At 68.9% G+C, this 26,615-nt stretch carries 26 protein-coding genes; 8 read left to right on the top strand and 18 right to left on the bottom strand.

Annotation, left to right across the window (positions count from 1 at the left end; all coding sequences use genetic code 11):
- The first annotated feature begins 220 nt into the window (after positions 1-220).
- Positions 221-1,156: an NADP-dependent oxidoreductase gene (locus BIU90_RS15900; RefSeq protein ID WP_071301198.1), complete on the top strand. Its 936-nt coding sequence runs from the start codon at positions 221-223 to the stop codon at positions 1,154-1,156.
- Here BIU90_RS15900 and BIU90_RS15895 read toward each other — a convergent pair whose 3' ends face one another.
- From BIU90_RS15895 to BIU90_RS15855, 9 genes are all read right to left on the bottom strand, one after another.
- Positions 1,157-1,666, bottom strand: coding sequence for a hypothetical protein (locus BIU90_RS15895; RefSeq protein ID WP_139195314.1), 510 nt, complete (start codon positions 1,664-1,666; stop codon positions 1,157-1,159).
- Positions 1,667-1,714: 48 nt separating this feature from the next.
- Positions 1,715-2,521 carry an ABC transporter permease gene (locus BIU90_RS15890; protein WP_071301196.1) on the bottom strand — a complete coding sequence of 269 codons (807 nt, stop codon included), beginning with the start codon at positions 2,519-2,521 and terminating at the stop codon, positions 1,715-1,717.
- A complete protein-coding gene (locus BIU90_RS15885) occupies positions 2,518-3,357 on the bottom strand; it encodes an ABC transporter ATP-binding protein (RefSeq protein WP_071301195.1) in 840 nt (279 codons plus the stop codon). The genes BIU90_RS15890 and BIU90_RS15885 overlap by 4 nt, the downstream gene beginning before the upstream one ends.
- A gap of 59 nt (positions 3,358-3,416) precedes the next feature.
- Positions 3,417-5,021 (bottom strand): DHA2 family efflux MFS transporter permease subunit, encoded by a 1,605-nt coding sequence (locus BIU90_RS15880; protein WP_071301194.1) that lies wholly within the window; start codon positions 5,019-5,021, stop codon positions 3,417-3,419.
- Positions 5,022-5,089: 68 nt separating this feature from the next.
- Positions 5,090-5,626: an excalibur calcium-binding domain-containing protein gene (locus BIU90_RS18905; protein ID WP_071301193.1), complete on the bottom strand. Its 537-nt coding sequence runs from the start codon at positions 5,624-5,626 to the stop codon at positions 5,090-5,092.
- A 207-nt stretch (positions 5,627-5,833) separates the two neighbouring features.
- Positions 5,834-6,274 (bottom strand): very short patch repair endonuclease, encoded by a 441-nt coding sequence (locus tag BIU90_RS15870; RefSeq protein ID WP_254787086.1) that lies wholly within the window; start codon positions 6,272-6,274, stop codon positions 5,834-5,836.
- Positions 6,275-6,482: 208 nt separating this feature from the next.
- Positions 6,483-7,001, bottom strand: coding sequence for a nuclease-related domain-containing protein (locus tag BIU90_RS15865; RefSeq protein ID WP_071301192.1), 519 nt, complete (start codon positions 6,999-7,001; stop codon positions 6,483-6,485).
- Between the two features lie 59 nt (positions 7,002-7,060).
- Complete coding sequence (locus BIU90_RS15860; protein ID WP_071301191.1) at positions 7,061-7,720, bottom strand: hypothetical protein; 660 nt, start codon at positions 7,718-7,720, stop codon at positions 7,061-7,063.
- A 128-nt stretch (positions 7,721-7,848) separates the two neighbouring features.
- Complete coding sequence (locus tag BIU90_RS15855) at positions 7,849-8,622, bottom strand: SDR family NAD(P)-dependent oxidoreductase (protein ID WP_071301190.1); 774 nt, start codon at positions 8,620-8,622, stop codon at positions 7,849-7,851.
- A gap of 122 nt (positions 8,623-8,744) precedes the next feature.
- Between BIU90_RS15855 and BIU90_RS15850 the strand changes: the two genes are divergently transcribed.
- Complete coding sequence (locus tag BIU90_RS15850; RefSeq protein WP_071301189.1) at positions 8,745-9,692, top strand: AraC family transcriptional regulator; 948 nt, start codon at positions 8,745-8,747, stop codon at positions 9,690-9,692.
- Positions 9,693-10,169: 477 nt separating this feature from the next.
- The gene (locus tag BIU90_RS19070; RefSeq protein WP_071301188.1) at positions 10,170-13,154 is read left to right on the top strand and encodes a histone-like nucleoid-structuring protein Lsr2; all 2,985 of its coding nucleotides are present in this window, start codon (positions 10,170-10,172) and stop codon (positions 13,152-13,154) included.
- 923 nt (positions 13,155-14,077) lie between these two features.
- On the opposite strand, the gene BIU90_RS15840 is transcribed toward BIU90_RS19070, so the two are convergent.
- Complete coding sequence (locus BIU90_RS15840) at positions 14,078-14,740, bottom strand: NUDIX domain-containing protein (RefSeq protein WP_071301187.1); 663 nt, start codon at positions 14,738-14,740, stop codon at positions 14,078-14,080.
- 82 nt (positions 14,741-14,822) lie between these two features.
- Between BIU90_RS15840 and BIU90_RS15835 the strand changes: the two genes are divergently transcribed.
- Complete coding sequence (locus BIU90_RS15835; protein ID WP_071301186.1) at positions 14,823-15,764, top strand: ADP-ribosylglycohydrolase family protein; 942 nt, start codon at positions 14,823-14,825, stop codon at positions 15,762-15,764.
- A gap of 74 nt (positions 15,765-15,838) precedes the next feature.
- Here BIU90_RS15835 and BIU90_RS15830 read toward each other — a convergent pair whose 3' ends face one another.
- Positions 15,839-16,462, bottom strand: a complete 624-nt coding sequence (locus tag BIU90_RS15830) for a TMEM175 family protein (protein ID WP_071301185.1) — start codon at positions 16,460-16,462, stop codon at positions 15,839-15,841.
- Positions 16,463-16,611: 149 nt separating this feature from the next.
- Here BIU90_RS15830 and BIU90_RS15825 point away from each other — a divergent pair, with 149 nt between their 5' ends.
- Together BIU90_RS15825 and BIU90_RS15820 are read left to right on the top strand one after the other, a co-directional pair.
- Positions 16,612-17,127, top strand: a complete 516-nt coding sequence (locus tag BIU90_RS15825) for a GNAT family N-acetyltransferase (RefSeq protein ID WP_071301184.1) — start codon at positions 16,612-16,614, stop codon at positions 17,125-17,127.
- A 10-nt stretch (positions 17,128-17,137) separates the two neighbouring features.
- Entirely contained in the window at positions 17,138-17,356 is a 219-nt protein-coding gene (locus BIU90_RS15820; RefSeq protein WP_254787085.1) for a DUF1653 domain-containing protein, read from the top strand.
- Here the strand turns inward: BIU90_RS15820 and BIU90_RS18815 are convergent.
- The 7 genes from BIU90_RS18815 to BIU90_RS18810 all read right to left on the bottom strand — a co-directional run bounded on the left by BIU90_RS18815 (position 17,353) and on the right by BIU90_RS18810 (position 22,289).
- Positions 17,353-17,529, bottom strand: coding sequence for a hypothetical protein (locus tag BIU90_RS18815; RefSeq protein ID WP_175470235.1), 177 nt, complete (start codon positions 17,527-17,529; stop codon positions 17,353-17,355). The genes BIU90_RS15820 and BIU90_RS18815 overlap by 4 nt on opposite strands.
- A gap of 16 nt (positions 17,530-17,545) precedes the next feature.
- A complete protein-coding gene (locus BIU90_RS15815) occupies positions 17,546-18,160 on the bottom strand; it encodes a hypothetical protein (RefSeq protein ID WP_071301183.1) in 615 nt (204 codons plus the stop codon).
- 66 nt (positions 18,161-18,226) lie between these two features.
- Complete coding sequence (locus tag BIU90_RS15810) at positions 18,227-18,718, bottom strand: hypothetical protein (protein ID WP_071301182.1); 492 nt, start codon at positions 18,716-18,718, stop codon at positions 18,227-18,229.
- Complete coding sequence (locus tag BIU90_RS15805) at positions 18,715-19,158, bottom strand: hypothetical protein (protein WP_139195313.1); 444 nt, start codon at positions 19,156-19,158, stop codon at positions 18,715-18,717. Before BIU90_RS15805 ends, BIU90_RS15810 begins: the two co-directional genes overlap by 4 nt.
- 604 nt (positions 19,159-19,762) lie before the next feature.
- Complete coding sequence (locus BIU90_RS15800; protein ID WP_071301180.1) at positions 19,763-20,149, bottom strand: hypothetical protein; 387 nt, start codon at positions 20,147-20,149, stop codon at positions 19,763-19,765.
- A 119-nt stretch (positions 20,150-20,268) separates the two neighbouring features.
- Positions 20,269-22,014 (bottom strand): alpha/beta hydrolase, encoded by a 1,746-nt coding sequence (locus tag BIU90_RS15795; RefSeq protein ID WP_071301179.1) that lies wholly within the window; start codon positions 22,012-22,014, stop codon positions 20,269-20,271.
- 113 nt (positions 22,015-22,127) lie between these two features.
- Positions 22,128-22,289 (bottom strand): hypothetical protein, encoded by a 162-nt coding sequence (locus tag BIU90_RS18810; RefSeq protein WP_175470234.1) that lies wholly within the window; start codon positions 22,287-22,289, stop codon positions 22,128-22,130.
- Between the two features lie 147 nt (positions 22,290-22,436).
- On the opposite strand from BIU90_RS18810, the gene BIU90_RS15790 reads away from it, so the two are divergent.
- Entirely contained in the window at positions 22,437-23,012 is a 576-nt protein-coding gene (locus BIU90_RS15790) for a hypothetical protein (protein ID WP_139195312.1), read from the top strand.
- A gap of 35 nt (positions 23,013-23,047) precedes the next feature.
- Positions 23,048-26,536 carry a TM0106 family RecB-like putative nuclease gene (locus tag BIU90_RS15785; RefSeq protein ID WP_071301177.1) on the top strand — a complete coding sequence of 1,163 codons (3,489 nt, stop codon included), beginning with the start codon at positions 23,048-23,050 and terminating at the stop codon, positions 26,534-26,536.
- Positions 26,537-26,615 lie beyond the last annotated feature (79 nt).

Genomic DNA, 26,615 nt, shown 5'->3' with positions numbered 1-26,615 from the left:
CCGCCGGACTCAACGTTGGTGACACCAGGGAACCCCTGACCAGTGATGGTCAGGGGTTTTCTGCGTTCAGGACCTGCCGCTGCACGTCGACGACGGCGAGGTCGCGCTGACGTCGTCCGGCTCGAGGGGCGGACACGGGCCCGGGGTGGTCGAGTCGGTGCTCGCTCGGTCGCTGTCTCGGTCCTGGGAGCGCCCGAGCGAGGACCGGTAGAACAGATCGGTGAAGGTCGTCGGAGTACAGCAGTTCGGAGGGCCCGAGGCCCTCGCCGTCCACGAGGTGCCGGAGCCGCACGCCGGAGCCGGCTCGGTCCGGATCCGGGTGGAGGCGTTCGCGGTGAACCCCACCGACACGGGCGTCCGTGCGGGGCAGCGTGACAGTTCGGATGCCCAGCCGCCGTACGTCCCCGGGATGGACGCCGCCGGGGTCATCGACGAGGTCGGCCCGGACGTCTCCGGTTGGCAGGTCGGCGACGCCGTGATGGCCATGGCGCTGCCGCTGAGCACCCACGGCGGCGCGTACGTCGAGGAGCTCGTCGCTCCCGTCGGGTCGTTCACGCACGTGCCGAAGGACACCTCGATCGAGCTCGCCTCCACCGTGCCGATGAACGGCCTCACCGCGATCCGGATCCTCGAGCTCGCCGGGGTCGAGCGTGGCGGGACCCTCGCCGTGACCGGGGCCGCCGGACTGCTCGGCAACTACCTGGTGCAGCTCGCGAAGGCCGAGGGGATCACCGTCATCGCCGACGCAGCGCCCACCGACGAAGCGCTCGTGCGCTCACTCGGCCCGGACCACATCCTGCCGCGCGGCGACGGGTTCGCCGCTGCTGTCCGCGAGATCGTGCCCGAGGGGGTCGACGCACTCGCTGATGCCGCGGTGCAGCGGGACGTCGTCGTGCCGGCCGTGCGCTCGGGCGGGGCGTTCGTCGACGTGCGCGGCTGGGAGGGGAACGGTGCTGCCGGAGTGCGCTTCGAACAGGTCATGGTGTTCGGCGAGTACCGGTCGTTCGACAAGCTCGAGCGGCTGCGGCACGCCGTCGAGGGCGGGACGATCACACCCCGGGTGGCTGAGGTGCTGCCGGCCGCGCGGGCATCCGAGGCGCACGAACGGCTCGAGGCCGGTGGGACGCGTGGGCGGTTCGTGCTGACCTGGTCGTGATCAGGTGACCGGTCGTATGCCGTGCTGCGACCGATACTCCCACCGTGCGCCGAGCGCATCGGTGAACTGCAGCGTCTCCAACCGCCAGCGGTCGCTGCGTGTGAACGGACTGATGCCGCGGTCCTGACGGGCGAGTTGCTCGCAGCCGGCCAGGAACTGCCAGGTGTGTCGACTGCCCGGCGGGTTCCACGTGGCGAAGGACTCGCCGGGCGGGCAGACCGCCGCGCGGAACTCGGTCGCACGCCCGTTCATGACGGCGCTCGCACGCACGTCGTGGATCGCCGCGTCGGAGGCGTTCCGGATGACGAGCACGTTGCTCTTCTGTGCGAGGTCGTCCGGCGCGGCGTTCGACCACACCGCCGCGACCCAGGCGCTGACGCGGGCAGCCTCGCGCTCGTTCCGGTCCTGGCGGGCCGTACGCTCGGCTCGTCGGGCGACCCGGAGGCTCCAGATCGCGACGGCGAGCGTCACGAGGACGCCGCCCCAGGTCGCCATGGCTTCGTTGCTCATCACTGCACCCTAGCGAAGCGGAGTGTGATGTTCCACGCCGGACCGGCGTCAGGCGTCCTTGCGGTTCCAGCGGAAGGTGACCAGGCAGGCCACCGCGCCCAGGACCAGCCACCCGACCAGCACGAGGATGCCCAGGGTCAGGTTCCACGCGCCTCCCGGCTCGGACGACGCGAACGCGTCGGGCAGGAAGACGGACCGCATGCCGGACGCCATCCAGCGCAGCGGGAAGACCGACGCGGCGTTCTGCAGCCAGTCGGGCAGCTGCGTGAAGGGGAGGTAGACGCCCGAGACGAACTGCAGGACGAGGACGATCGGCACGATCGTGGCCGTGGCGCGGCGACCCTCGCGGGGGAGTGCGGAGATCGCGATGCCGAGGACGCAGCAGGTGGCGATGCCGAGGAGTGCGATGCCGGCGAAGCGCGCCCAGCGGGCGCCGTCGGTCGGGAGGTCCACCCCGAACACCAGGCTGGCCACCGCCAGCAGGATGGCGATCTGCACGGCCGTGGTCACCACGACCATGCCGATCTTGCCGATGAAGTAGCTCAGGACCGGCAGGGGCGTGCCGCCGAGGCGCTTGAGGGTGCCGTCGCTGCGCTCGCCCGCGATGTCCACGCCGAGCGACTGCGTCCCGGAGAGCAGGATCGCCGTCGCGACCAGGCCGGGCAGGTAGTACGTGGCGTAGTCGACGCTGACGCCGGGGCCGGCCTGGATGTCGGCGGCGCTGCTGAAGGCGACCGAGAACAGCGCCAGCATGATGATCGGGAAGAGGAACGTGAAGAACACCGCGTCCGGGGCCCGGAAGTACGAGCGGATCTCGTAGGTGATGCGGGCAGTGCCCATGCTGACGGGGTTCATCGGTTGCCGACCATCTCGAGGTAGACGGACTCGAGGGAGGGGCGGATGACCTCGAGGTCGTGCATCGGTTCCGTGGTGCTGCGGATCCGGTCCGCGGCGTCGGAGGTGCGTTCCTCGTGCACGGCGCCGGTGTCGTCGCGCCAGCGGATGCGTGGCGTTCGGGCCTCGGCGCCGCCGATCTCGTCGATGGGCGCGACGTCGAGCAGTCGACCGTCCGCGATGACTGCCGCACGGTCAGCGAGCTGTGCAGCCTCGTCCAGGTAGTGGGTCGTCAGCAGGATCGTCGTCCCCTCGTGCTGGACGCGCTTGAGCAGGTCCCAGAACTGCCGACGGGCTGCGGGGTCGAAGCCGGTCGTCGGTTCGTCGAGGAACAGGACCTCGGGGTGGCCGATGATGCCGAGGGCGACGTCGACCCGTCGACGCTGTCCGCCCGAGAGCCGGGCGACCCGCGTGTTCCGCTGCTCGGTGAGGCCCGTCGCCGCAAGCAGCTCGTCGATGCTGCGCGGGTTCGGGTAGAGCTTGGCGAAGTGGGTGAGCTGTTCGACCACGGTGACGTTGGGGGACTCGCCGCTGGTCTGCAGGACGATGCCGATGCGGGCGTTGTGCGCGCGGCTGACCCGGGCCGGGTCGTGCCCGAGGACGCTGACGTCGCCGGAGGTGCGGGAGCGGTAGCCCTCGAGGATCTCGACGGTGGTGGACTTGCCGGCGCCGTTCGGGCCGAGGAGGGCGAAGGTCTCGCCCTGCGCGATGGCGAAGGAGACGTCGTCCACGGCGCGCTTGCCGGTGGGGTACTGCTTGGTGAGGTGGCGGACCTCGATGGCGGGGGCGGCGGGCATGGGGACAGTGTGCCTGGTCGGGGTGGGCGGGCGCCATCGGTCTGTGGTTGCCGGGCCGGTCAGTCTTCGTCGCGGCGCGGGGCCCGCAGTCGCAGCGTCGCACCGAGGCCGATCACCAGGAAGCCCGCCGCCGAGAACGCCGCCGCTCGGGTGCCGTCCGAGAACGCGACCGCAGCAGCATCGGCCGTCCTTCCCTGCAACGAGCCGATCGCTCCGCCGGACGACTGCACGACCGCGTCCGCGACCTTCGAGGCCGCCGCAGCCGGCGTCCCCGCGTCCTGCAGGCGATGCTCGAGCGCGGTGCCCGTCGAGGTGAACAGCACCGTGCCGAGGACCGCGATCCCGAGCGCCGAACCGATCTGCCGCGCCGTGCTCTGGGCGCCCGAGGCCTCGCCGCTGCGCTCGACCGGGACGTCCTGCAGCACGACGCCCGTCAGCTGCGCCGTGGCCAGACCGACCCCGAAGCCGTAGACGAACAGGCACGGGACGATCGCCCACCACGCGGTCGACGCACTGACCACGAGGCCGATCGCCGCGACGCCGACGATCTCCGCGCCGATGCCCATCCGGACGATCGGCAGCGCCCCGATCCGCTGGCCGACCGTCGCTGCGAAGCCGCTCGCCACGAACGAGCCGATCGCCAGCGCCAGCAGCACCAGGCCCGTCTGCAGCGCCGAGTAGCCGAGGACGTTCTGCAGCCACAGCGGCAGGCTGAGGATGATGCCGAACTCGCCGAGCGAGACGATGAGTGCCGCGATCGAGCCGTTGCGGAACGACCCGATGCGGAACAGGTCGAGGGCGATGAGCGCCGAGCGACCGTTGCGCTGCCGACGGAGCGACCACGCCACGAAGCCGACGCCCGCGACGACCGCGATCAGGAACGCCACCGGGATCGGTGAGATGCCTGTCGACCACGACCAGTCGCCGATCGTCAGCGGCGTGGACGACGGGATCCACCAGCCGTAGGTGCGGCCCTCGATGAGCCCGAACACGAGCGACGCGCTCGCCACCACGGACAGGACCGCGCCGACGACGTCGATGCGGCCCGCGTGCTCGGCGTCGCGGGACTCGTTCACCGCGGACACCAGGCCGACCAGGATGATCGCGACGATCGGGACGTTGATGCCGAAGGCCCACCGCCACGAGAAGTCCGTCGTCAGCCAGCCGCCGAGCAGCGGCCCGACCGCGACCATCCCGCCGATCGTCGAACCCCAGACCGCGAAGGCGATCCCGCGCTCGCGGCCGGTGAAGGTGGCGTTGAGGATCGACAGCGTCGTCGGCAGGACCATCGCCCCGCCGACGCCCTGCACGATCCGGGAGAGCACGAGCAGGTCGCCCGTGGGGGAGAGCGCCGCGAGGACCGAGGCCACCGCGAACACGATCACGCCCGTGGCCAGGAGCCGGCGGCGGCCGAAGCGGTCGGCCAGGGCGCCGAAGACCAGGAGCAGCGCCGCGAACACGAGCGTGTAGCTCTCCTGCACCCACTGCACCAGCGTCGAACCGATGTCCAGGTCGGCGACGATGCTGGGGATCGCGACGTTCACGATCGTCGAGTCGACGATGATCAGCGCGACGGCCAGGCTGATCACCACGAGGCCGATCCAGCGACGGCGGTCGGGGGTGGTCGCGGGGCCCGTGGTGGTCGATGTGGCCGGGGTGGTCATGGCGGTCCTCTCAGATGTTCAGCATGCTGACGATCTGATGGTACGCCTTGGTATGGGGTACGGGATGCTCAGTCCTCGCAGCCGACTCCGTCCCCGTCCCGGTCGAGCTTGCGGGAGTAGCCCGGGTCGCCCACGCGGACCGGTGCAGCGCCGGCCGCACGCGCTGCGTCGCAGTTCGCGAAGGACGTCGCGGTCGCTGGAGCGGCGGCGGCCTGCGCCTGCGCAGCTGCGGCAGCCTGGGCATCAGCGGCTGCCTGCGCTGCTGCCGCGTCCGCAGCCGCCTTGGCATCGGCAGCGGCTTGCGCCGCGGCAGCCTGCTGTGCAGCCGCCTCCTCCGCGGCCTTCTGCGCCGCGGCGTCCGCTGCAGCCTTCGCGGCGGCGGCATCAGCAGCAGCCTTGTCCGCCGCGACCTTCTTCGCTTCGTCGGCTGCGGCCTTGGCGGCGGCCGCAGCACTCGCGGTCGACTTCGGCGTGGCTGAGACGTCGGCGACGAGCGCCTTCGCGTCACCGACGTCGCTCGCGCTGCACGCGCTCAGGGAGAGGACGAGGGCGAGTGCTCCCGCAGCGCCGATGATCGCGCTACGGAGAGGGGTCGAGGATGTCATGCGGGCGCTCCGAATCTGAGGGTCTCTACATGATTGCTGGAACGCAGTCTTCGGGCGAGGCCCCGTTCACGGGGTGCGGCTCACCGCCGCGGATGATGCGGGATCTGCCGCGCCGTGGTGGCGACCGAGCACCGGACGGGAGGCGCGTTGCCGGCCCGTCCCGTGCCTCCCGTCCGCAGGTGGTCGCGTGGACGCGACCGCATCAGGTCAGCTGGCTCGCGTGTTCGTCGCGATCCGGCGCCAGAGGTCGAGCTCACGCTCGACGCGGTCGGCTGCCTCCTCGACTACTTCGTGTTCCCAGACCCGGAGGACCTTCCAGCCCTCGCGGCGCAGGACCGCGTCGTGGTGGGCGTCCCGTTGCCGGTTCGCCAGGAGTTTGGCACGCCACAGCTCTGCGTTGGCCTTCGGCAGGTGCGTGTGCTCGTCGCAGTAGTGCCAGAAGCAGCCGTCGACGAAGACCGCGATCCGGGCTCGGGGGAAGACGAGGTCGGCGCGGCAACGCGTCGCAGTGCTCAGTCGGCGGTCGACGAAGAAGCGCAGGCCTCGGGCGTGGAGTGTGCGGCGGAGGGCGAGTTCGGGCGCGGTGTCGCGGCGGCCGAAGCGGGCCATGTGGCGCCGGCGGGCGTCGGTGGCTTCCCAGTGCTGCACGGGTCGAGGGTAGGGGCGCGGAGACCGCCCTGGTCGAGTTCGGGCGCGGGCTGTGGACAAGCGGTCAGGCCGGTCGGAACACGGACTCCAGTCGGGTCGCGACCGCGTTGACGTCCACGTCGCCCTCCGCGCTCCGGAGCAGCTGCGCGAGCTTGTTCGGCCAGAGCACGTGTACGTCGTCGACTCGGAAGGAACCACCGAACAACGGTCAGTCCGCGTCCACGAAGCAGAGCGCTCCTGTGACGGGCACGTCCGTGACGGAGCGGAGCACCGCGAGCTGTTTCGCCATCCCCGCCAGGAGCGACGCCTTCTCGCGGCCTCCGACGACGAGGTGTTCGGTCCTGGGGCGGATGATGCCTCCGTCCACGCGGAGCACCGGTCGCTGACCCTTGTAGCGCTTCGTGTCGATGACCCAGACTCCCGCTGACGTCACGACGATGTGGTCGATGTTCGCGCGCGACTTCGGGATACGGCGGTCGTGCAGTACCCGGATCGACTCCGACGCAAGGGCATCGAGCGCTGCCCCGACCCGTTCTTCGCCGATCGCTCCGGTTCGCCAGGCGGTCGTGCTCTGGCGTTCTGGGGTCAATGCAACGGCGATCCCGCCGAGCTTGCCCCAGCTGGCTCGGATCGCTGCCTCGTCCTTGGCGCGGCGTCGTTCGTGCTCGCGGCGGGCCGAGGAGCCTGCCCGGTCGGCTCGCTCCGCGGAGTCGTCAGTCGTCGTCATCTCTGCCCCTCCGAGCGGACACCTCCCTCGGGTGGCCGGTCGTGAATCATCCTCGGGGTTCAGGATGCGGTGGCGGGAGCACCAGTTCTGGGGACCTCGGCCTGGTGCGTCCGACGCTCCACGAAGGCCCGCAACCGGTCGGGAGCAATGCTCGCTCGGCCACGGAGATGGTCTTCGACGAGCACTCTGTCGATGCGGTCGTGGACGGAGATGCGAGACAGACGCACGATGCCCGCACTCGCTGCTGCATCCTTCATGGCGTCGTACAAGGCTCGCTGTTTCCACCGCGGTGCGCCGTTGCCCTCGAACATCCAGTGCGGATCCGCCGGGCCGAACATCCGTTCAGCAGAGGGATTGGTCCAGCGGCGCCCACCCGTTCCGGAACGGCGTTCGTGCATCGCGGCGAACTCCCGGTAGTCGGTGGCCCAAGGCAACGAGCTCGCGAACGGCGTTTCGAGCGTTGCAGCGCGGTAGCGGTTGAAGTGCATGTCCTCGTCGAGTTCGACGAGGACGCCTGCATAGGCCAGATCCCACGAGCCAGGGCGGAGGACGGGGTACTCGAGGAGCCCGCCGAGGCCGCGGTACAGGTCGAGAACGGCTGCGCGCGACTGATCCGGGAGATCCTCGAGACGCAGACGAGCAGGGATCGGGGCAGGGCGCAGCCCGGCTGCCTGCATCGCTCGATCCAGTGCTGTGGCGCGTGCGCCGGTCTTCGTCATCACCCAGTCCTCTCGGTCGTCCGGTCAGCGTACGAGCAGTGTCTCGCCGCGTCGTCGCGGCTCGCGACGTCGGACGGGAGGCGCGGTGCCAGCTGGCACCGCGCCTCCCGTCCGCTGCTCCTGCCGTCTCAGCCCAATCGCGTCGACGCGATCCCACCGTCCACGTCGATCGTCCCGCCGGTGATGAACGCCGCCTCGTCGGACACGACCCACCGGACCGCGCGAGCGATGTCGATCGGCTTCACCGGCTTGCCCGCGGGCGTGCCCTGCGTCATCGCCGCGAGGACCTCGGCCGCGTCCGCGTTCCCCGGCGTTGCAGTCGCCCCCGGTGCGACGGTCACGACGCGGATGCCGCGGTGCCCGTACTCAGCGGCCCAGGCGCGGGTGAGCTGCTCGACCGCGGCCTTCGTCGCCGGGTAGAGCGCCATGAACGGGACGCCGACGCGCGCCATCCACGAGCCGATGTTGACGATGTGCCCGCTGCCGCGTTCGGTCATCCCCGGTGCGAGTGCTGCGACGAGGACGTGCGGCGCGCGGATGTTGGTCGCGAGGAGGGCATCGACGGTGTCGTCGGCGAGTGACTCCGTGGGGCCGCCGGGGTAGACGCCGGCGTTGTTCACCAGGACGTCGACGCGACCGCCGAGCTGGTCGAGGGCCTCGGCCGCGAGGGCCCGGACGACGGAAGGCCCCTGCGACAGGTCGGCGACGAGCGGCACGGCCCGGCCACCCTGACGCTCGATGTCGGCGGCAACGGCTCGGGTGCGGTGCTCGTCGCGGCCGTGGACGGCGACGGTCAGGCCGGCGGCGGCGAGTTCGCGGGCGATGGCCTCGCCGATGCCGCTCGAGGCGCCGGTGACGAGGGCAGTGCGCGGAGTGGTCTGGTCGTTCGGTGCAGTGGTCATGATCCGATGCTCCGACGAGCGGCAGGGGCGGTCCTTGCCCGGATCCACGAGGAGCTTGCCGGATCCCCCATCAGCGGGTCGATCCGGTCCGTGGTCGGAGCACCGGTGGGTAGGTTGGCGGCGTGGAGGACCGCATCGCGCAGCACCTGGACCGAGCGGCGGCCGCTGCCTCGGCACACGCCGCCGTCCTCGGCCGAGACCACCACGCAGCCGCCGCCCGGACCGGGTCGGCGCACCACGCGGACACCCTCGGGCTGACCGTGTCGCGGGTGCACGAGGCGACCGGGCTGTTCGACCGCCGGTACGTGCCGTCGCTGTCGGTCGTACTGCGCGGGCGGAAGCGCTCGATCGTCGGCGACGACGACCAGGAGTGGGGCCGCGACCGGTTCATCATCACGCCCGTCGACCTGCCCGTCGTCGCCGGGGTCATCGACACTGCAGGCGACGACGGCTTCGTCTCCGCGGTGTGGCGGCTCGACCCGGTCGTCGTCGGCGAGGTCATCGCGTCGATGTCCGTGCCCGGCGCCGCGGTCGCCGCGACGCCGGTGCCACGGCTCGGGAGCTGGACCGAGGCCCTCGCCGACGCGTTCGCCCGACTGCTCGGGCTGCTCGACGCGCCGGAGGACATCCCGGTTCTGTTCCCCCTGGTCTCGCGGGAGATCGTGCTGCGGCTGCTGCAGACCTCGCAGGCGCCGCGGATCACGGCCGCGCTCGACGGCAGCGGCACCTCGGTGGTGACCGGGGCGACGGCGCTGCTGACCTCGCGGATGGACGAGCCGTGGTCGATGGACCGGCTCGCGCGCACCCTGCGTGTGAGTGAGTCGACGCTGTTCGCCAGGTTCAAGGAGGCGACGGGGATGACGCCGGCGCAGTACCTCAAGCGGACGCGGCTGGGGGAGGCGCGGCGGCGGATGGTCGTGCACGGGGACACCGCGGCACGCGCTGCTGCTGCGGTCGGGTTCCGGAGCGCGTCGCACTTCTCGCGGGACTACCGGGAGGCGTACGGGCGGCCGCCGGCCGCGGATGCGGTGGTGGCGCGGGCGCAGCTCGCGTTGGCGACGGCGGTGTAGCGGCGGGACTGGCGGACTGGAGGCGCGGGGCGGGGTGGTGACGGGACTCCCGTCCGGTGGGTGGCTCGCCAATAGCACCGGTTTGGATAGCAGCCGCTGGAGCTGACCCTTCGTCCGTCCTTCGCAGCCCTACGCCCAGCGCGTGTAGGTTCAGCGAGACCGACCTTAGAATTTGATATCGCGGCCGCTCCGGTTCCGTCTCTGTTCCAGCTACAACATCAGCTCATCAGCGCGGTCGCCAGCAGCTAGGGCAGCATCGATGATTCAGATGTGCTCCGGCATTCGTCTTACGCGCACATCGGCCCCGAGCGACTCACGCCGAACGTACGTTCCCACTCCCTTCTCCTGCGATGCCTGTGTCATCCCAACACTTCGGGACCGAAACACTATTGCGCTGGCACGGGAAGCGGTGTCAGCCTTGGCGGCGACCTCGCGTGTAGCGCTAGGAGGACAGCAGGCTGCGCACAGGCATGTGCCATGATCAGTGACGTGCCTGCGCTGCTATCCTGGAACGAAATCCGCTCCCGCCTCGACGTGTTTGTTCTCGAGTTCGCCGACGAGTCGCGAGAGCACGCGGAATATGCGACATTCTGGGACCAACTCCTCGCCTGCTACGGCATCACCCGCCGCCGTGTCGCAACGTTCCAGCAGCAGGCGACTCGGGCTTCCACCGGGAACACCGGGTTCATCGACTTCTTTTGGCCGAAGGTCGTCATTGGCGAGCACAAGTCGCTCGGGAAGATGGGCATGGAAGGTAAGGTCGCGGAGGCGCAGGCGTTTGACTATCTCGCCGGCGGTGACATCAGCCCAGAGGACTTCCCGCGCTACGTCATCTCCACCGACTACGCCCATATGCGAGTCACCGACCTTGAAGCCCCCGGCGGGACGAGGAGCACGTTCTTTCCGCTGAGCGAACTCCGCAAGCACGCGGAGGAGCTCGGGTTCCTCGGCGGCTACCAGACGGTCAGCATCGACACAACCGCGCAAGAAGCCGCGTCGGTGCAGGCCGCGAAGGTCATGGCGAACCTCTACGCGGCGCTCACCGGAGATGCCGACCAGGACTACGACGACGCGGGCGTCGAATCGGAGGACGACGAGGACGAGACCGTCCACCGCACCGCGGTACTTCTCACCCGGCTACTGTTCCTCATGTTCGGCGACGACGCCGGTCTCTGGCAAAAGGGCCTGTTCCTCAACTGGGTGCGGGACCGCACTGCCACGGACGGCTCCGACCTCGGCGCGAAACTCGCGGAATTGTTCCAGGTGCTCAACACCCGGAAGCGCCCGGACCGGATGGACGAGTCGCTGAAGCGGTTCCCGTACGTCAACGGCGGCGTATTCTCCGCCACCGACGACCTCGGCATCATCGCGTTTGACCAGGATATGCGCGACGCGCTCATCAAGGCGTGCCTGTTCGACTGGTCCGACATTAGCCCTGCCGTGTTTGGCTCCCTCTTCCAGGCGGTGAAGTCTAAGGAAGCCCGCCGCCTCGACGGCGAGCACTACACGACCGAAACGAACATCCTCAAAACGCTGAACCCGCTGTTCCTTGACGACTACCGAGCCCGCGTCCGCGCATCATGGAGTAACGCGAAGAAGCTCCACGACATCCACGACGAACTCGCAACGAACGCCTACTGCGACCCCGCTGCGGGCTGCTCGAACTTCCTCGTCATCGCGTACCGGGAACTTCGGGACATCGAACTCGGGGTCATCATGCGTCTCCGAGAGCTCGAAGGTGACCAGACCTCCCAGATGCTCGACGTGTCACTTGGCCTCCGCGTCTCGCTCGACCAGTTCACGGGCATCGAGATCAACTGGTGGCCCGCGAAGATTGCGGAGACCGCGATGTTCCTCGTGGACCATCAGGCGAACCTGCGGATGGCGGCATCTCTCGGTAAGGCGCCGGACCGCCTCCCCATCACCATCGCCGCGAACATCGTCCACGCGAACGCGCTCACCACCGACTGGACCACCGTCATCCCCGCGGTGAAGGGCCACACCTTCGTATTCGGCAACCCGCCGTTCCTAGGCGACCACACCCGTGACAAGCAGCAGAAGGCCGAGCTGCAGGCCGCCTGGGGCGGCAGCAAGACACTCTCCCGGCTCGACTACGTCACCGCCTGGCACGCGAAGACGCTCGCGTTCTTCCGGGCCCGCCCTGGCCGCGGGGAGTGGGCTTTCGTGACCACCTCCTCCATCACGCAAGGCGACCAGCCCGCTCGTCTGTTCGCCCCCATCCACGACGACGGATGGCGCATCAAGTTCGCTCACCGCACGTTCGCGTGGACATCTGAAGCGCCTGGCGCTGCCGCGGTGCACTGCGTCGTCGTCGGGTTCACGAAGTCGAAGACCGGTAAGCCACGACTGTTCGAGTACGCCACTGTGAAGGGCGCCCCGCAGGAGATCTCCCCAAAGGTTGGCATCAACGCCTATCTCCTCGATCAACCGTGGGTGCTCGTCGAGTCGCGCTCCACACCGCTGTCGAGGGACATTGCAAAGGTCGCGCGCGGTCACATGGCCACTGACGGCGGCAATTTCATCGTCGACGACGCCGACCTCGATCTTGTACGAGCCGACGAGATCGCAGCGAAGTACCTTCGCCCCTACGTCGGGGCGAAGGAGCTCCTCCGCGGCACGCACCGCTGGTGCCTTTGGCTCAAGGACGTGGAACCGGGCGATCTCGCCAAATCTAGCGTCCTCCGCGCGCGAGTCGAGGCGGTCAAAGCATTCCGTGCCGCGAACGACAAGCCCGAGTCGACCCGGTCCTACCCGCATCACCATCTGTTCCGACAGCTCGGACCGGAAGCTGACTCGTACCTCGCAATACCCGCGGTAGTAAGCGAAACTCGGCGCTACTTCCCTGCGGTACGTCTGGACAACTCCATTCCGTCGAACAAGGTCTACGTCACACCCGACGACGACGGTTTCCAATTCGCGGTGTTCTCCTCGTCGATGTTCGTCGCTTGGCAGAAGGCGATCGGCGGACGTCTCGAATCTCGGCTGAACTTCGCCCAGACCGTCACCTGGTACACCTTCCCGCTGCCGGCGCTGTATGACGGAGACCGCCAACGCGTCATCGACGCCGGCCGGGGGGTGCTTGCTGCTCGATTGAAGCATCCTGAGCGGACGCTGGTTGACCACTACAACCCCCTGGCGATGGACCCCGACCTGGTGAAAGCACACAATGTGCTCGACCGAGCAGTCGACCGGGTCTTCGGCCAGAAGTCACGGGTCGTCGATGAAGCGTCGCGCCAGCGCATCCTCATCGACGCCTATCTTGCGGCGACGGGGAAGCAGACCCTCGACCTTTTCGTTGAGGATCCGCTGGCGCCACGCACGAATTTCGCTGCCGTCCGTGCTTGGGCTTCCGCCAACGGCTACACCGTTGGTGCTCGTGGTCGGATCCCGACGGAGGTGCGTGAAGCGTATGAGCTCGCAGCCGCCGCGTTTGGACAGTGAGACGGCGACGCGCCCACCAAGCTCCGACTGAGTTTGACGCGGCAGGAGATCAACGTTTACGACTAGTGGGCGTGCCGGCTGAAACTGGCAGGCGTGCCAAACTATTCGCACAGGTCTTGGGACCCGTTCTTACAAAGACGGCATTTATCCTTTGTTCGAGGTCTATTTAATAGAACCGACGACCGTTCTGTAACGTTGGCATCACGAGCGAGGGGCGGTGGGTCGTGAGGCTATCCGAAAGATGTTTTCTCCTCGATGAAGGCTTCAACGACAAAATCTCCGGAAATAACGCGAAGGCTCTTTACTGAGAGGCGTGGTTAAGCAAGGGAGGTTTGTCGGCACTAACGGCATTATTGTTCCCGTCATGCGCCACCCGCACGGGGCCTACCCAATGTGTCTGTGCACGCTCCTGCGATTCGAGTCGTGGGAGGTGGTCGACGGGATCGGCCCACCGCGCCGGAGCACGCGCGGTACTCGATCTCGCCCGGGGGAATCGGGGCCCCGTTCGAAGGAAGCGGCCTTTGGCTGACTCGTGCGTATGTCCCAGCGCCCGATGGCACCCATCTTCGCGTCGGCGCACTGCTGGTATCGTCGGCACTGGATGCCGTGTGCGTCCTGTGGCTCGACGATGGCCGACCGTTCCAGTCAAAGTATGGCGGACCGCCGCCCGTCGCCGGCCGCGATCTACGCTGCCGAACCCGGCTAGTGCCTGCGACGCCGGACTTGGCGTAACTTCTTTGGTCGTGCGCTATTGGACGCTGGCCCGAGTTGGACACATGCGATCGCGACTGCCTTTGGGCATCGCCGCCGAGGTTCGCCCGTGGCGCATCTTCGTGCGTCGCCACCGCGCTCGATGTGATTCAGCCTGGTTTGATTGGTCGGCGCAATCCCCGTTGTTGTAGTGATCGGAACTCCGTCCCCTTTCATGAGATTGCACGGCGATGGCTGCCGTTCTTCCTCCACAGCCCCGCCGGCTTCCCCGGCCCCTCCGCCCGCTTCCCTTCGGCCACCACCAGCATCGGCACCATCGCCCTCCGGAACGAGTCCGGCAACAACGCCCGCCCCGCCACCGCCTCGTGCACCCGCCGCAACTCGGTGATCGTGAACGGCTCCGCCACGAGCCCCCACGGATCCGGCGCCCCCGCGTAGTCCGCGCGCAACCGATCGACGGCCACGGCGATGATGTCGTCGTGACCATGCACCATTCCGGTCGCCTCGCTGACGGGAAGGAGCCGCGCCTCCACGCCGAGCGAGAGCTCCGCCGCTGGCACGACGTCGAGGTGCGCCACCGACATCACCCACCCCCGGTCGTCCCGCCCAGGCTCGTCGAACACGTGCAGCTGCTGCGGCGACAACCCCGTCACCCCGGCCTTCGTGCGCAGCGACCGCAGCACGGCGTCAGCCAGCCGCTCACCCTCGTGCACGAACGTCCCCGGCAGCCGCCAGTCGCCGTCGACCGCATCCCGCACCCGCAGCACCGACAGCGATCCCTCCACAGGCACGGTCAGGACGGCTGTGTCCACAGCTACCGACGGTCGGGGGTAGTCGACCAGGCGTTTTCCGGCAGCATCGCGGTAGTCACTCACGACGCCGAGTTTACGCGTACTTGCGCAAACCGGGAGGGCGTGTCACAGTTAACGCAATAACGCGCAAACTCGAGGAGGCGCCATGGACACCACCACCCGCGACCGAGCAATCGGGGCCGTGCTCGGCTCCGCCGCAGGCGATGCCCTCGGCGCTGGCTACGAGTTCAAGCCCGCAGTCCCGGAACCCACCCCGATCCGCATGGCCGGTGGCGGCTCGTTCGGCTGGGCACCGGGGGAGTGGACCGACGACACGAGCATGGGCGTCCCGATCCTCCGGACCCTCGCCCGGGGCGGAGACCCCGCGGACGAGGCATCGCTCGACGGCCTCGTCGCTGCCTGGGCAGCGTGGGCCAAGAACGCACCGGACGTCGGCATCCAGACGCGCAACGTCCTCACCGGTCTGGAGGCCCACACCGCCTCCGCCAGTCGCGCTGCGGCCCGGCGGGAACACGAGTACAAGGGCCAGTCAGCCGGCAACGGATCGCTCATGCGGACCGCGCCGCTCGTCCTCGGGTACCTGGCCGGCGCTGACGGCGAGGAGCAAGACCTGGCATCGGCGGCGCGATCGATCAGCGACCTGACGCACTTCGAGGCGGATGCGGGGGACGCGTGTGTGCTCTGGTGCGTGGCGATCCGGCACGCGGTGCTGACCGGGGAGCTCGACGTCCGACGGGGACTCCCGCTGCTGGGCGAAGACGAGCAACGGCGTTGGGCCGAACGGCTCGACGTCGCGGAACGCTCACAGCCGATCGACTTCACCGACTCGAACGGGTGGGTCGTCTCCGCGTTGCAGGCTGCCTACGCGGCGGTCCGGCAGAGCTCGACCCTCGAGGACGCCCTCGTCCGTGCAGTCCGCACCGGCAACGACACGGACACCGTCGCGGCGATCGCAGGCGGCCTTGCCGGGGCGCTCTACGGTGCGGCGGCACTCCCGTCCGAGTGGCGTGAGCTCCTGCACGGGTGGCCGGCCCTCCGCGCTGACGACCTCGTCGCGCTCAGCGAGCAGGCACTGCAGGCCGCATGACCGGACGGTCGGGCTCGACATCGGACGCTCTCATTGGGGGGAGTGTCCGCCGCCGAGTCCGGCCGGCCGTGCGGCTACTGCGTGCGGATCGGCGCCGTCCGTCGGCGGTCGACCAGCTTGCCGACCCGCCCCTGGAACAGCAGGAGCAGCACCCAGAACATCCCGACGTTCGGGAACGCCACGGCGAGCACGAGGGCCAATGCGAGCAGTCCCGAGGCGACGAGCCCCTTGCGGGCGTTCGGCAACGGCGTCGACACGAGTTCCGGATGACGAGTCAGCCGCAGCTCGATGGCGGCGAGCGACAGGCTCGTGACGAGCATCGTCCCGATGTACACGGCGAACGACAGCCGGTCGCCGTCGATCCCGTGGTTGAGCAGGTTCGCCGCGAACGGCAGGAACACGATGCTGATCAGCCACACGAAGTTGAGGTGCAGGACGCGCTCGTCGTACGTGTGGACGTGCTCGAACACGCGGTGGTGTGCGCGCCAGAAGCCCGCGATCACCCAGAACGTCACGACGAAGGCGACCAGCGCGGGCCAGTGTTCGGCGAGCAGGTCGCCGGTGCTCTGCCCGTCGCGCAGGTCCGCCGCCAGGTCGACCAGCGGCAGGACCAGCAGCGTGATGGCGATCGCCACGGTCGCGTCCGAGAAGTTGACGAGACGGTCGAGTCCGCGTTCGGTCCGTGCCGGTTCGCTCATGATCGCGAGTCTAGAGACGTGACGGACGCTCGGTCAGGAGGCCCGGATCACCTCGCCCACGCGACGTGCGTCGCGCAGGTGGGTCGCGCCTCCTGACCGTCGATTGCGGGTCGCAGACCACCGCGACTGACGAGGCGGAGACTGAGTCGATGGCCATCGTGATCCGCGATCTGGAGCAGGGCGACGTCGACGCCCTGCAGGAGCTGATCGAGTCGTATCCGGCGTACGCCGAACGCGTCACCGGGCACCCGCCTGGTTCGTCGGACGCCCTCTCGGCGCTCATCTCGGTGCCGCCGGACTTCGATCCGGCTGGCAAGCGGGGCATCGGCCTCTGGGACGACGGCGTCCTCATCGCCTTCGCCGACGTGCTGTTCGGCTGGCCGGACACGTCGACGGCGCACATCGGGCTGCTGCTCGTGCACGGCGCGCATCACGGGCAGGGCGTGGGACGGCGGCTGCACGAGGCGGTCCTCGACCGCGTGCTGCAGGAGGTCAATGCGACGCAGATGCGCCTGGGGATCGTCGAGCGCAATGCCGCCCATGCCGAGCCGTTCTGGAGTGCACTCGGGTACGCGCCTACGGGGGAGGTCAAGCCCTACCGCTACGACAAGCTCGAGAGCACCGTCAGCATCTGGACGCGCCCGGTCGACCCGGGTCGCCCGTAGCATCGGGAGCGTGAGCAGCGACGTGACGCCTGGGCGATACCGGCACTTCAAGGGCGGCGAGTACCAGGTCGTGCTCGTCGCTCGGGACGTCGAGACCGAGGAGCCGGTGATCGTCTACCAGGCGCTGTACGGCGAGCACGGGCACTGGGTGCGGTCGCTCGCGGACTTCACTGCGCACGTGTCGCGCGATGGGTACGAGGGACCGCGGTTCGTCCGGCTCGACGACTAGTTCGGCACCCCGAGCCGTTCGCACTCAGCCCACTGCTCCGGGCGATACCTTGCGAGCCGCAGGATGCGTCCGAGCTCCAGGAGCACGATGCCGCCGAGGATCGCGGGCAAGGTCGTGCGGAACCACGATCGGCGAACGACGAACTGGGCCCAGGTGTTGACGCTGTCGCTCATCGTTCCCCCTTGCCGATCACCGTACTGACGGTGCTGAGCCTGCGTTCGGGATGCTGCTGAGCCGCTGCGCCTCGACAGCCCGGAGGTACCGGCGCGCGGCAGCGACCTTGCGTCGGGTGAAGAGCGCGAAGAACGCGCCGACGAGCACGATCGCCAACAGGAAGATGCGGCTGAACCAGAACTGCCACGGATCGTCCGACGTCAGTTGCGGCAGCTGCACGCCCCCGATGCCGACGTAGAGCAGTGCGAGTTGTGCTGTCTGGTACGGGAGGAGCAGCGCCAGCGCGCGCGCACGGTCGGCTCCCCGACGTGCGAGTTCCCCGTCCGGCGGTGCGACCGGCACTCCGGCCCGGATGCTGCGGTTGATCCTGCTGCGTGTCGCGCGGTCCAGGCCGGCCAGCGGGACACGCAGGTCGGGCGAGTAGGTGCTCACCGTCAGGATCAAGGAGAGGGCGCCGGCGATGCCGCCGACTCCGCAGGCGAAGCCGATCACAGTGAGGACACCATGGAGGCCGTGGTCGTCTGTCAGCGCGAGCGCGAGACCGCCGATCCCGCCGACGACAGCGCCGATCGCGGCGATCCAGACGGTGCGACGGCGGGCACGCTGCAGGATCGGTTCGAGGTCGTCCACATCGTTCATCGTAGGGAGGCCCCTCTCGGCGCGGCGAGCTCGTCGCTCGGGCTTCGGGGCGCCCGCTCAGGTCCGGTAGAAGTCATCGACATCTCCCAATCCGCAGAGCGATTGCACCTCGATGGTCATGCCGCTCGTCGTGACGCCGAACAAGATCGAGTCGACGTCCTTGCCCGTGGAGCCGACTCGGTGCAGGATCCTGCCGTCCCCACGCCTCGCAGTCTGCGTGTTCGCGGCGAGCCCCTGGTCTCGCCACACCTGTTCCACCCGTTCCACAGCAGCGCCCGGATCGGTGACTCCGTCAGCGGTCTGGTCCCACGAGAACGTGACGCCATCGTGGCCGGCCGGAGTTGTGCACGGGTCGGGCGGGGGCCCGTCACTCAGACTCGTCCAGCTCCCTCCCGCCGCTTGCATCGTGTCGCGGACCAGCGCCTGCATCTGCTCGGACGCATGTTCGGCGCTCACCGAGTCGCGCAGCGTCGGGGTGCAGGCCGTTGCGGCCATGGTGAGTGCCAGGATCAGCGCCGCAGAGCTGAGGGCACGCGTTGCTCGTGTCATGCGGGCGGGACGCTTCCGGTTCCGCAGAGTGACTGGACGTTGATCGACATCCGACTCGTCGTGGCGTTGAACTCGATCGAATCGACTTCACGTCCTCCTGATCCGACTCGGTGCAAGGTCTTGCCGTCCGTTCGCTCGACGCTCTGCGTCGTCGTCGTGAGACCTCTGTCCTGCCAGGCCTGATCGACGCGGTGCATCACTGCCTCGGGATCGCTCGGCCCGTCGGCGTCCTGGTCCCACGAGAACCAGACGCCTTCCGAGCCATTCTGCAGTGAGCACGGATCAGCGGCCGGACCGTTGCTCGCACTCGTCCACTCGCCGCCGGCCGTCTTCATCGTGTCCCGGACCAGCGACTGCATCTGCTCCTGGGCCGTCTCGCCACTCAGGGGCTTCGGTCCCTGCGTCGCGGTGCACCCCTGCACGGCGAGTGCAGTCGCCACGACGAGCACGATCGATGGGACCGTCGTCCCCTGATGGCGCCTCAACCGCGGACTCCGGCGACGTCGTGATCGTCGACGCCAACGCACACCGAGTCGACCGTCAGAGACGAGGTCTGTAGGTTCGCAGCCGCTGACACCGCCGGGCGATCGCCGTCCAGGGTGTGAACTTGATGGAGAACGCCGTACTTCCCGAAGTCCGTGCTCCGGATCGACACCGCATAGTCGTTGTCTCGGAGGACGACGGCGACAGCATCGATCCAGCCTTCGGGATCGGTCGGGGGTGTGCCGCGCGAGTCCCAGTGCAGCTGGACTCCACCGCGCGGATCGCCGACGTAACTGCACTCGGTCGGGGCTGGCGATGTTGTGCGAGTAGCCGCTCTCCACTCGGAACCGGGAACATCGAGCACGAGGTTGCGTGCGGTCTCCGCGTCCTGGCGATTCGTCCTGAAGTCCGTCCTGCTTACTCCGGTGGCCGAGCAACTACAGAGGAGCGTGACGATCGTGACGACGATTGCTGCGGACGCTACGCGCGATCGTCCGGTATGGGCCGCTCGGAGTTCAGCTCTGATCGCTGGTATGCCGCAGCTGCCATCCCCCGTCACGGTCAATCGTAATCAGCCGCGTTGCCCTCAGCGCACGCCGAAGAAACCTGGAGGACCGTGTTGACGGCGCTCGAACCGAGGCTGACTTGCGCACCGCTGTCTGATGCTCCCGCGACGAGGTAGAGAGGGCGCCCATCGTGCAGCTCTCGGGTGCTCTGCTCGACGGAGAATCCGGCTTCGCGCATCACCGTGTATGTACGAGCGATGAATTTCTGCGGGTCGGGCGGAGCTGCACCCTCGGACGCCCAATGGAACTCGACGCCCTCGGTCTCGTGCGGCCCGCACTCGACCGAACTTGGCGTTCCTGTCCAGGTGACGGCCTCGTCGTCAAGCGCGCGGAGATCATCGACCAACCGCTGCCCCTCAGATCGTGCAGCCGACGCGTCCATTCGATACTCCTTCGCGCTTGCGTCCGCCGACGTTCGCGGTTCGTTCGTCGCCGAGGCGCAACTTGTCAGAGTCACGGCAGACAAGCACATGGTGATCACCAGAATTGCGTTGCGGACACTCATTCGGTGGTCGCTTCCGCGGCGTTCTGCAACGAGTTCGTCTCCACGTCGAAGTACCCCCACTGGTGTTGATGCTCGGTCTCGTCATGGATGAGGGGGTCATGTGCGTTGACGCCCTCGAGACCGTTGCCCGGTCCTGTGTCGAGGTGTTCCGCACCGAACCCGAGTCCGTCCGGGTCCACGCGGCCGCCGCCGAATCGCCCGGCGGGTGCGACCCATTCATCGCCGGTGCCAGCGTAGACGTGCTGAGCGTGAAGCTGGGAGGCGTTCATCACATCGAGGGGGATTCCGGCCGAACCGAGCGCCACATAGCTGTTCACATGGAGGTCAGGAGCGCTCTGGAGCGCCAGAGCACTCATGGTCGTCCCGTATGAATGCGCGACGACGTTCAACTTCGGCCCGTCTCCTACCGACGCACGGTATCCGGCCAAATCGGACGCGAACTGAGGCGCACCGTCCCGCGCGCGGTTGTCGTACAGAACTGACGGATCGCCGGATGCAATCGGTTTCGGAGTCTCGTAACCAATCCAGGCGACGACAGCGGTCGAATCCTGGGTCGACAATGCCTGCGTGTTCCGCAGGTTGACCGCAGCCTGTAGGAGTCGAGTTGTGTCAGCGAGAGTTGTGCCCATTCCGGGAACGAAGAAGGACGTGTTCTGGGCATCATCGAGGTTGCCGACGCTGATGGCGCCGAGCGGCGGCGGCCCGAGGCGCAGCGCGATCAGTTGGCGCGCCCCGCTCCGTAGGAGGTCGTAGTCCTTCCTGCGCCCTGCATCGAAGTTCTGCAACTGGTCGCGGTACTTCGTGGCATCGACGAGCTGCGACTCCAACGCCGGAGACCACCCCGGTCCGTTGCGCTGAGCTTCCAGCGCCTGCACCTTCTGCTTCGCCTCGGTGAGCGCGGACTTCAGCGTGACCCGGTTCGCGGTGTCCCGAGCCCAGTACGCGACGCCGTTGAGATTGCCGATCACAGCAGGGAGCGCCGCGATGAACGCATCCTGCGCGACCGAGTGGGCATCCTTCAAGCCCTTCCCGTAGTCACCGCCGAGCCCCGACCACCACGTCCCCACCGCCTCGGGGTCGCTCACCTTGCTCAGTCGGTCGGCGAGTGCCTGGTCGCCAGCGAACGCTGCGATCTCCTCAGGCTGCAGTCTGGCGAGGAACGCGAGCAGCTGCGTGTCGGTCATCCCCGTGATGGTGGAGGTGCTCGTCGCGAATGCGCCCAGCACCTCGAACTCGCCGAGTCTGGACGCGGTCTCCGCATCAGCAGCCTTGCGGCGGGCGACGAGGTCCTGCCACGACGTCTCGAGCGCGACCTTCGACACCTGGAGTCCGGCGGCCTCGGCGGACAATCCGAGCATCTGCATCGGTGCGTCTTCGGCGTCCGACTGCTGCAACTTCTTGACGGCCCGGGTGTTCGAGGTGAGGTCGTCGTGGTTCCGGGCGCGCGCCGCGGAGATCGTCTGTGCCTCAGTCTGGATCTGTTGGATCCTCGTGGCGTACGTCATCAGGACGGTCGCGGCGCGTTCGACATGGCCCGCTATGCGCTCGCCGCCAGCACCGATCTCGGCTGCAGCGGAGACGAACGACGCCTTGCTCTTTGCCTTCCACGCCGCGTCAGAGACGACCTCCGCCTGCCGATGCACCTGGCTCGCGGCGTCGCGGATGTTCGAAGAGCGCTGCTGCAGACGTTGCGCCACGGAACGAATGGAGTGCGGGTCGCCAGCGGTCGGGTTGACGGTCATCGTCCGACCGTTCGTGCTCGGGACGCGTCCCAGTCGTCGAACGCAGCGACGACACTGTGCGCCTGCTTCGCGACGGTTCCAGCGTTCTGCCCGAGCGCGGTGATGGTGTCAGATTACACACGGAGGGCCGTCTCGAACGCCGACTGCACATCGGCGGAGCCGAAGTCCGCGCTGCCGAGCATTGTGATCGCGAGGTTGCTCAGCTGCGTCTGACTCTGCTCGACCTTGCCCGCGATGCCGCGGATGGCCCCCGTGTCGATGACGATGTCCGTCATGGTGTCCCTTCCCCCGAAGCGGTGCGAACGGCAGCATATCAGTGTGATCCGTCGTCCACAGCACTCGCGTAGCCATCACGATTGCGCGCTGAAGCACTGGAAGGCTCGGTGCTACGGTCGTCGCGCTGGAGGAGCCGAGGGGGAGACATGAGCTGGACTGCGGCGAAGACAGGCGCCGTCTCATCGCGACAGCGAAGTGTCCGTGCCGCCGCTGTCGCCATCACCATCGGGACGGCAATGTTCGCATCGGCGGGGTGCACGGAGCGGCCGCTCATCGGTGAGCGGCACGGAGACCGGTCAGTGGGCTGGGAGTCGAGGAAAGCGCAGACGACAGCCTTTGCCGAGGACGCGACCGGCTCCGTGGACGCAGCGTGGGCCGAGCCGGGCGGCGTGACCGTCGGGGAATGCACCCACGCGGACGAGGACGGGGTGTTCTTCGAATCGTCGTGGCTGGGAGCAGGACGGGACGACGCCGAAGAACAGGTCAAGCAATTGCAGCGCCATTGGCAGCAGAAGGGCTACAAGGCGAACGTCGGCAAGCTCGGGCAGACCAGTACCGGTGCAGATCTCTGGACGGTCACGACCTTCGATGCGCCCGGCATCAAGAGCGCTGGCTACACCGTTTCGGCGATGCGCTCGAGCTTCGACGTAGAGGGGTTGTGCGGGTACGGCATCACCGCCTACGAGCTCTGGGACGAGCAGGATCCGCCTGACGAGGAGTAGCCGAGGCTGTCGGCGCCCGCCCCTACGGTGGTCCCATGCAGATCACCGAGGCGGGCAGCGCGCTCCTCAGCCCGAGCGACCTCAGCACGTGGGCCACGTGCGAGTGGGCCTTCCTGCGCCGTCTCGACGTCAAGCTCGGCCGTGGGGAGCCCCTGCCCGACGAGCACGACGACATGCTCGACCGCACCGCTCGCCTGGGGGATCAGCACGAGCTCGACTACCTCGAGATCCTGAAGCAGACGCGCGACGTGGTCGAGTTCGACCGACCGGCTCCGCCGGACTACGCAGCCGCAGCGCAACGAGCGATCGATGCCTTCGGAGCCGGCGCCGACGTCCTCTACCAGCCGACCTTCTTCGCACCACCGACCGAGCACACCGCGGGGTTCATCGGCTTCGCGGACTTCATCATCCGCAGCGCCGCGGGGGAGTACGAGGTCTACGACACGAAGCTCGCCCGGCACGCCAAGATCAGCGCGCTCCTGCAGCTGGCGGCCTACGCCGAGCAGATGCAGGCACACGGCATCCCGACGGGACGGCAGGTCCACCTGGTCCTCGGCGACCGCTCGACGACCACCCACGACCTGGCCGACATCGCGCCGGTCTACCGCACGCAGCGGACGGAACTGCGACGGGTCATCACGGAGCGGATCGCGGCGACCGAACCGCTGCACTGGGGCGACCCGAGGTACAGCAGCTGCGGCCGGTGCGGCGTCTGTCAGCAGGAGGTCGAACGGCACCGGGACCTGGTCCTCGTGGCGGGGATGCGCCTGGACCAGCGGACGAAGCTGATCCGGCAGGGGGTGCGGACCATCGACGACCTGGCGGTCCGCACCACGGCGGTGCCGGGCATGTCGAGCACGACGCGCGATCGTCTGGTGCGCCAGGCGAGCCTCCAGATCGAGACGGAACGACGCGGGACGGAACACGATCAGAAGACCGCGCCGGCCTTCGAACTCCTCGATGCCCGCGCTCTCGACGCGATCCCGGCACCGGACCCGGGCGACGTGTTCTTCGACTTCGAGGGGGACCCGCTCCACACCGAGGACGGCGTGCACTGGGGCCTGGACTACCTGTTCGGCCTGGTGGACACGCGCGCGGAGTTCACGTCCTTCTGGGCCCACACCATCCGCGACGAACGCCAGGCGTTGGTCGACTTCCTCGCGTTCGTCGCCGAGCGTCGCCAGCAGTACCCGGGCATGCACATCTACCACTACGCGGCGTACGAGCGGACGCACCTGCTCTCCCTCGCGGCGCGACACGGGGTCGGCGAGGAAGCGGTGGACGACCTGCTGCGCGCGGGCATCCTGGTCGACCTCTACCCCGTGGTGCGCAAGGCACTGGTCGTCGGCAGCCACAGCTACTCGATCAAGAAGCTCGAGCCGCTCTACATGGGCGACGACCTGCGGATCAGCGACGTCACGAACGCGGCGGACAGCATCACGGCCTACGTGGAGGCGATCGAGGAACTCCGCACCGGCGACCACACCGAGGGCCAGCGGATGCTCGAACAGGTCGCGGACTACAACGCCTACGACTGCCGGTCGACGCTGCGGCTGCGGGACTGGCTGCTGTCGCTCCGGCCGCCGTCCGCCGATGCGCCGCTCGAACTCGACGTGCCGCCGATCCCGGTCGAACGCGAGCCGAACCCGGTGTCCGTCGCGCTGGCGACGGAGCTCCAGGACGTCGACGCCCTCGACCGGACGCCCGACCAGACCGCGCTGGCGCTCGCCGCAGCGGCGATCGACTACCACCGGCGCGAGGCCAAGACCTTCTGGCAGGACCACTTCGACCGGCTCCGGAACCCGGTCGACGAGTGGGCGGACACCCGCGACGTCCTGGTCGTCGAGCGCGCGTCGGTCGAGCGGGACTGGGGCAAGCTGACGCCCCGCCAGCAGCCGTCCCGAGACCTGCGGTTGTCGGGGACGCTCGCGCCCGGCAGTCGGCTCCGGCCTGGAGGCACGCCCCACCTGGTCTACGACGACCCGACCCCGCCATCGGTCGGCTCGCCCGGCCCCGGCTCGAAGGGCGCGACGGAGCGCGCCACCATCCTGGACGTGCGGGACGACGGCGAGGCCGTCGAGGTCCTGCTCAAGGAGAGCCTGCCCCGGGACGGGGAGCCGTACCACGAGTTCCCGGTCGCGCTGGCGCCGTCCTCGCCGCCCCGGGCGAAGCCGCAGCCCGAGGCGATCGCCGAGTGGGGTGGGTGGGTCCTCGACGCGCTGCCGTCGATGCTCGAGGACCCGGCGCTCGACCTGCTGCGACGGGTGCCGCCGCGCGGGGCGCTCGCGCCGGTGGTCGGCGACGACACCGTGGGGGCGGTGGTGGCGACCCTGCTGGGGCTGGACCGCTCGTACCTGGCGATCCAGGGGCCTCCCGGCACCGGCAAGACGTACGTCGGGTCGAACGTCGTCGCGCGGCTCGTGCGTGAGCACGGGTGGCGGGTCGGCGTCGTCGGGCAGTCGCACGCGACCTCGGAGAACTTCCTGTCCTCGGTGGTGCGGGCCGGCGTGCCGGCGGACCGCGTCGTGAAGCAGCCGAAGGCGGGTGCAGACGCGGATGAGATCGAAGCTGCCGCGTGGACGCCGGTGAAGAACGGTGCCGCGATCGCGGCGTTCCTGGCCTCGTGCGAGGAGACCGGCACCGGCGGGGTCGTCGGCGGGACGGCGTGGACCTTCGCGAACGAGGGCACGGTCGCGCGACGATCGCTCGACCTGCTCGTGGTCGACGAGGCCGGGCAGTTCTCGCTCGCGCCGACGATCGCGTCCTCGGTGGCGGCCTCACGCTTGCTGTTGCTCGGGGACCCGCAGCAGTTGCCGCAGGTGTCGCAGGGGTCGCACCCCGAGCCGGTGGACGAGTCCGCGCTCGGGTGGTTGGCGGACGGCGAGCACGTGCTGCCGCCGGCGTTCGGGTACTTCCTGGCGCAGACGCGGCGGATGGAGCCGGCGTTGACGGCCTCGGTGTCGGGGCTGTCGTACGACGGGCAGCTGTCGTCGATGGTCACCGGTCGTCACCTCGACGGCGTCGATCCGGGTGTTCACCCGGTGCCGGTCGTGCACGCGGGGAACACGACGTCCTCGGTGGAAGAGGCAGCACGGGTCGTCGCGCTGGTGCAGGACACGGTCGGGCGGTCGTGGACGTCGGCGTCGGGGACGCGGTCGTCGGGGTCGCGGACGCTCACCGACGAGGACGTGATCGTCGTGGCGCCCTACAACGCGCAGGGGGCGGTGATCCGGGCGGCGCTCGACGCGGCCGGATTCGGCGGGACGCAGGTCGGCACGGTCGACATGTTCCAGGGGCGTGAGGCCGTCGTGTCGATCGTGTCGTTGGCAGCCTCGAGCGCGGCGGACATCCCGCGCGGGCTCGACTTCCTGCTCATGCCGAACCGGTTGAACGTGGCGCTGTCGCGGGCGATGTGGGCGGCGTACGTCGTGTACTCGCCAGCGTTGACCACGGCGCTCCCGCCGTCGATCCCGGGGCTGACGCTGCTGTCGCGGTTCATCGAGCTGGTCGAGCCGCGGGGCTGAGCCGGGTCGTCCTCCACAGGTGCGTGCCGGGGGTGGGCTGTCCACCGGGTGGACGGGTGCCGATCGCGTGGTGTTCGGA

The organism is Curtobacterium sp. MCBA15_001, from assembly GCF_001864835.1.
Lineage (GTDB): Bacteria > Actinomycetota > Actinomycetes > Actinomycetales > Microbacteriaceae > Curtobacterium.
This window is presented reverse-complemented; position numbering and strand designations above follow the sequence as displayed.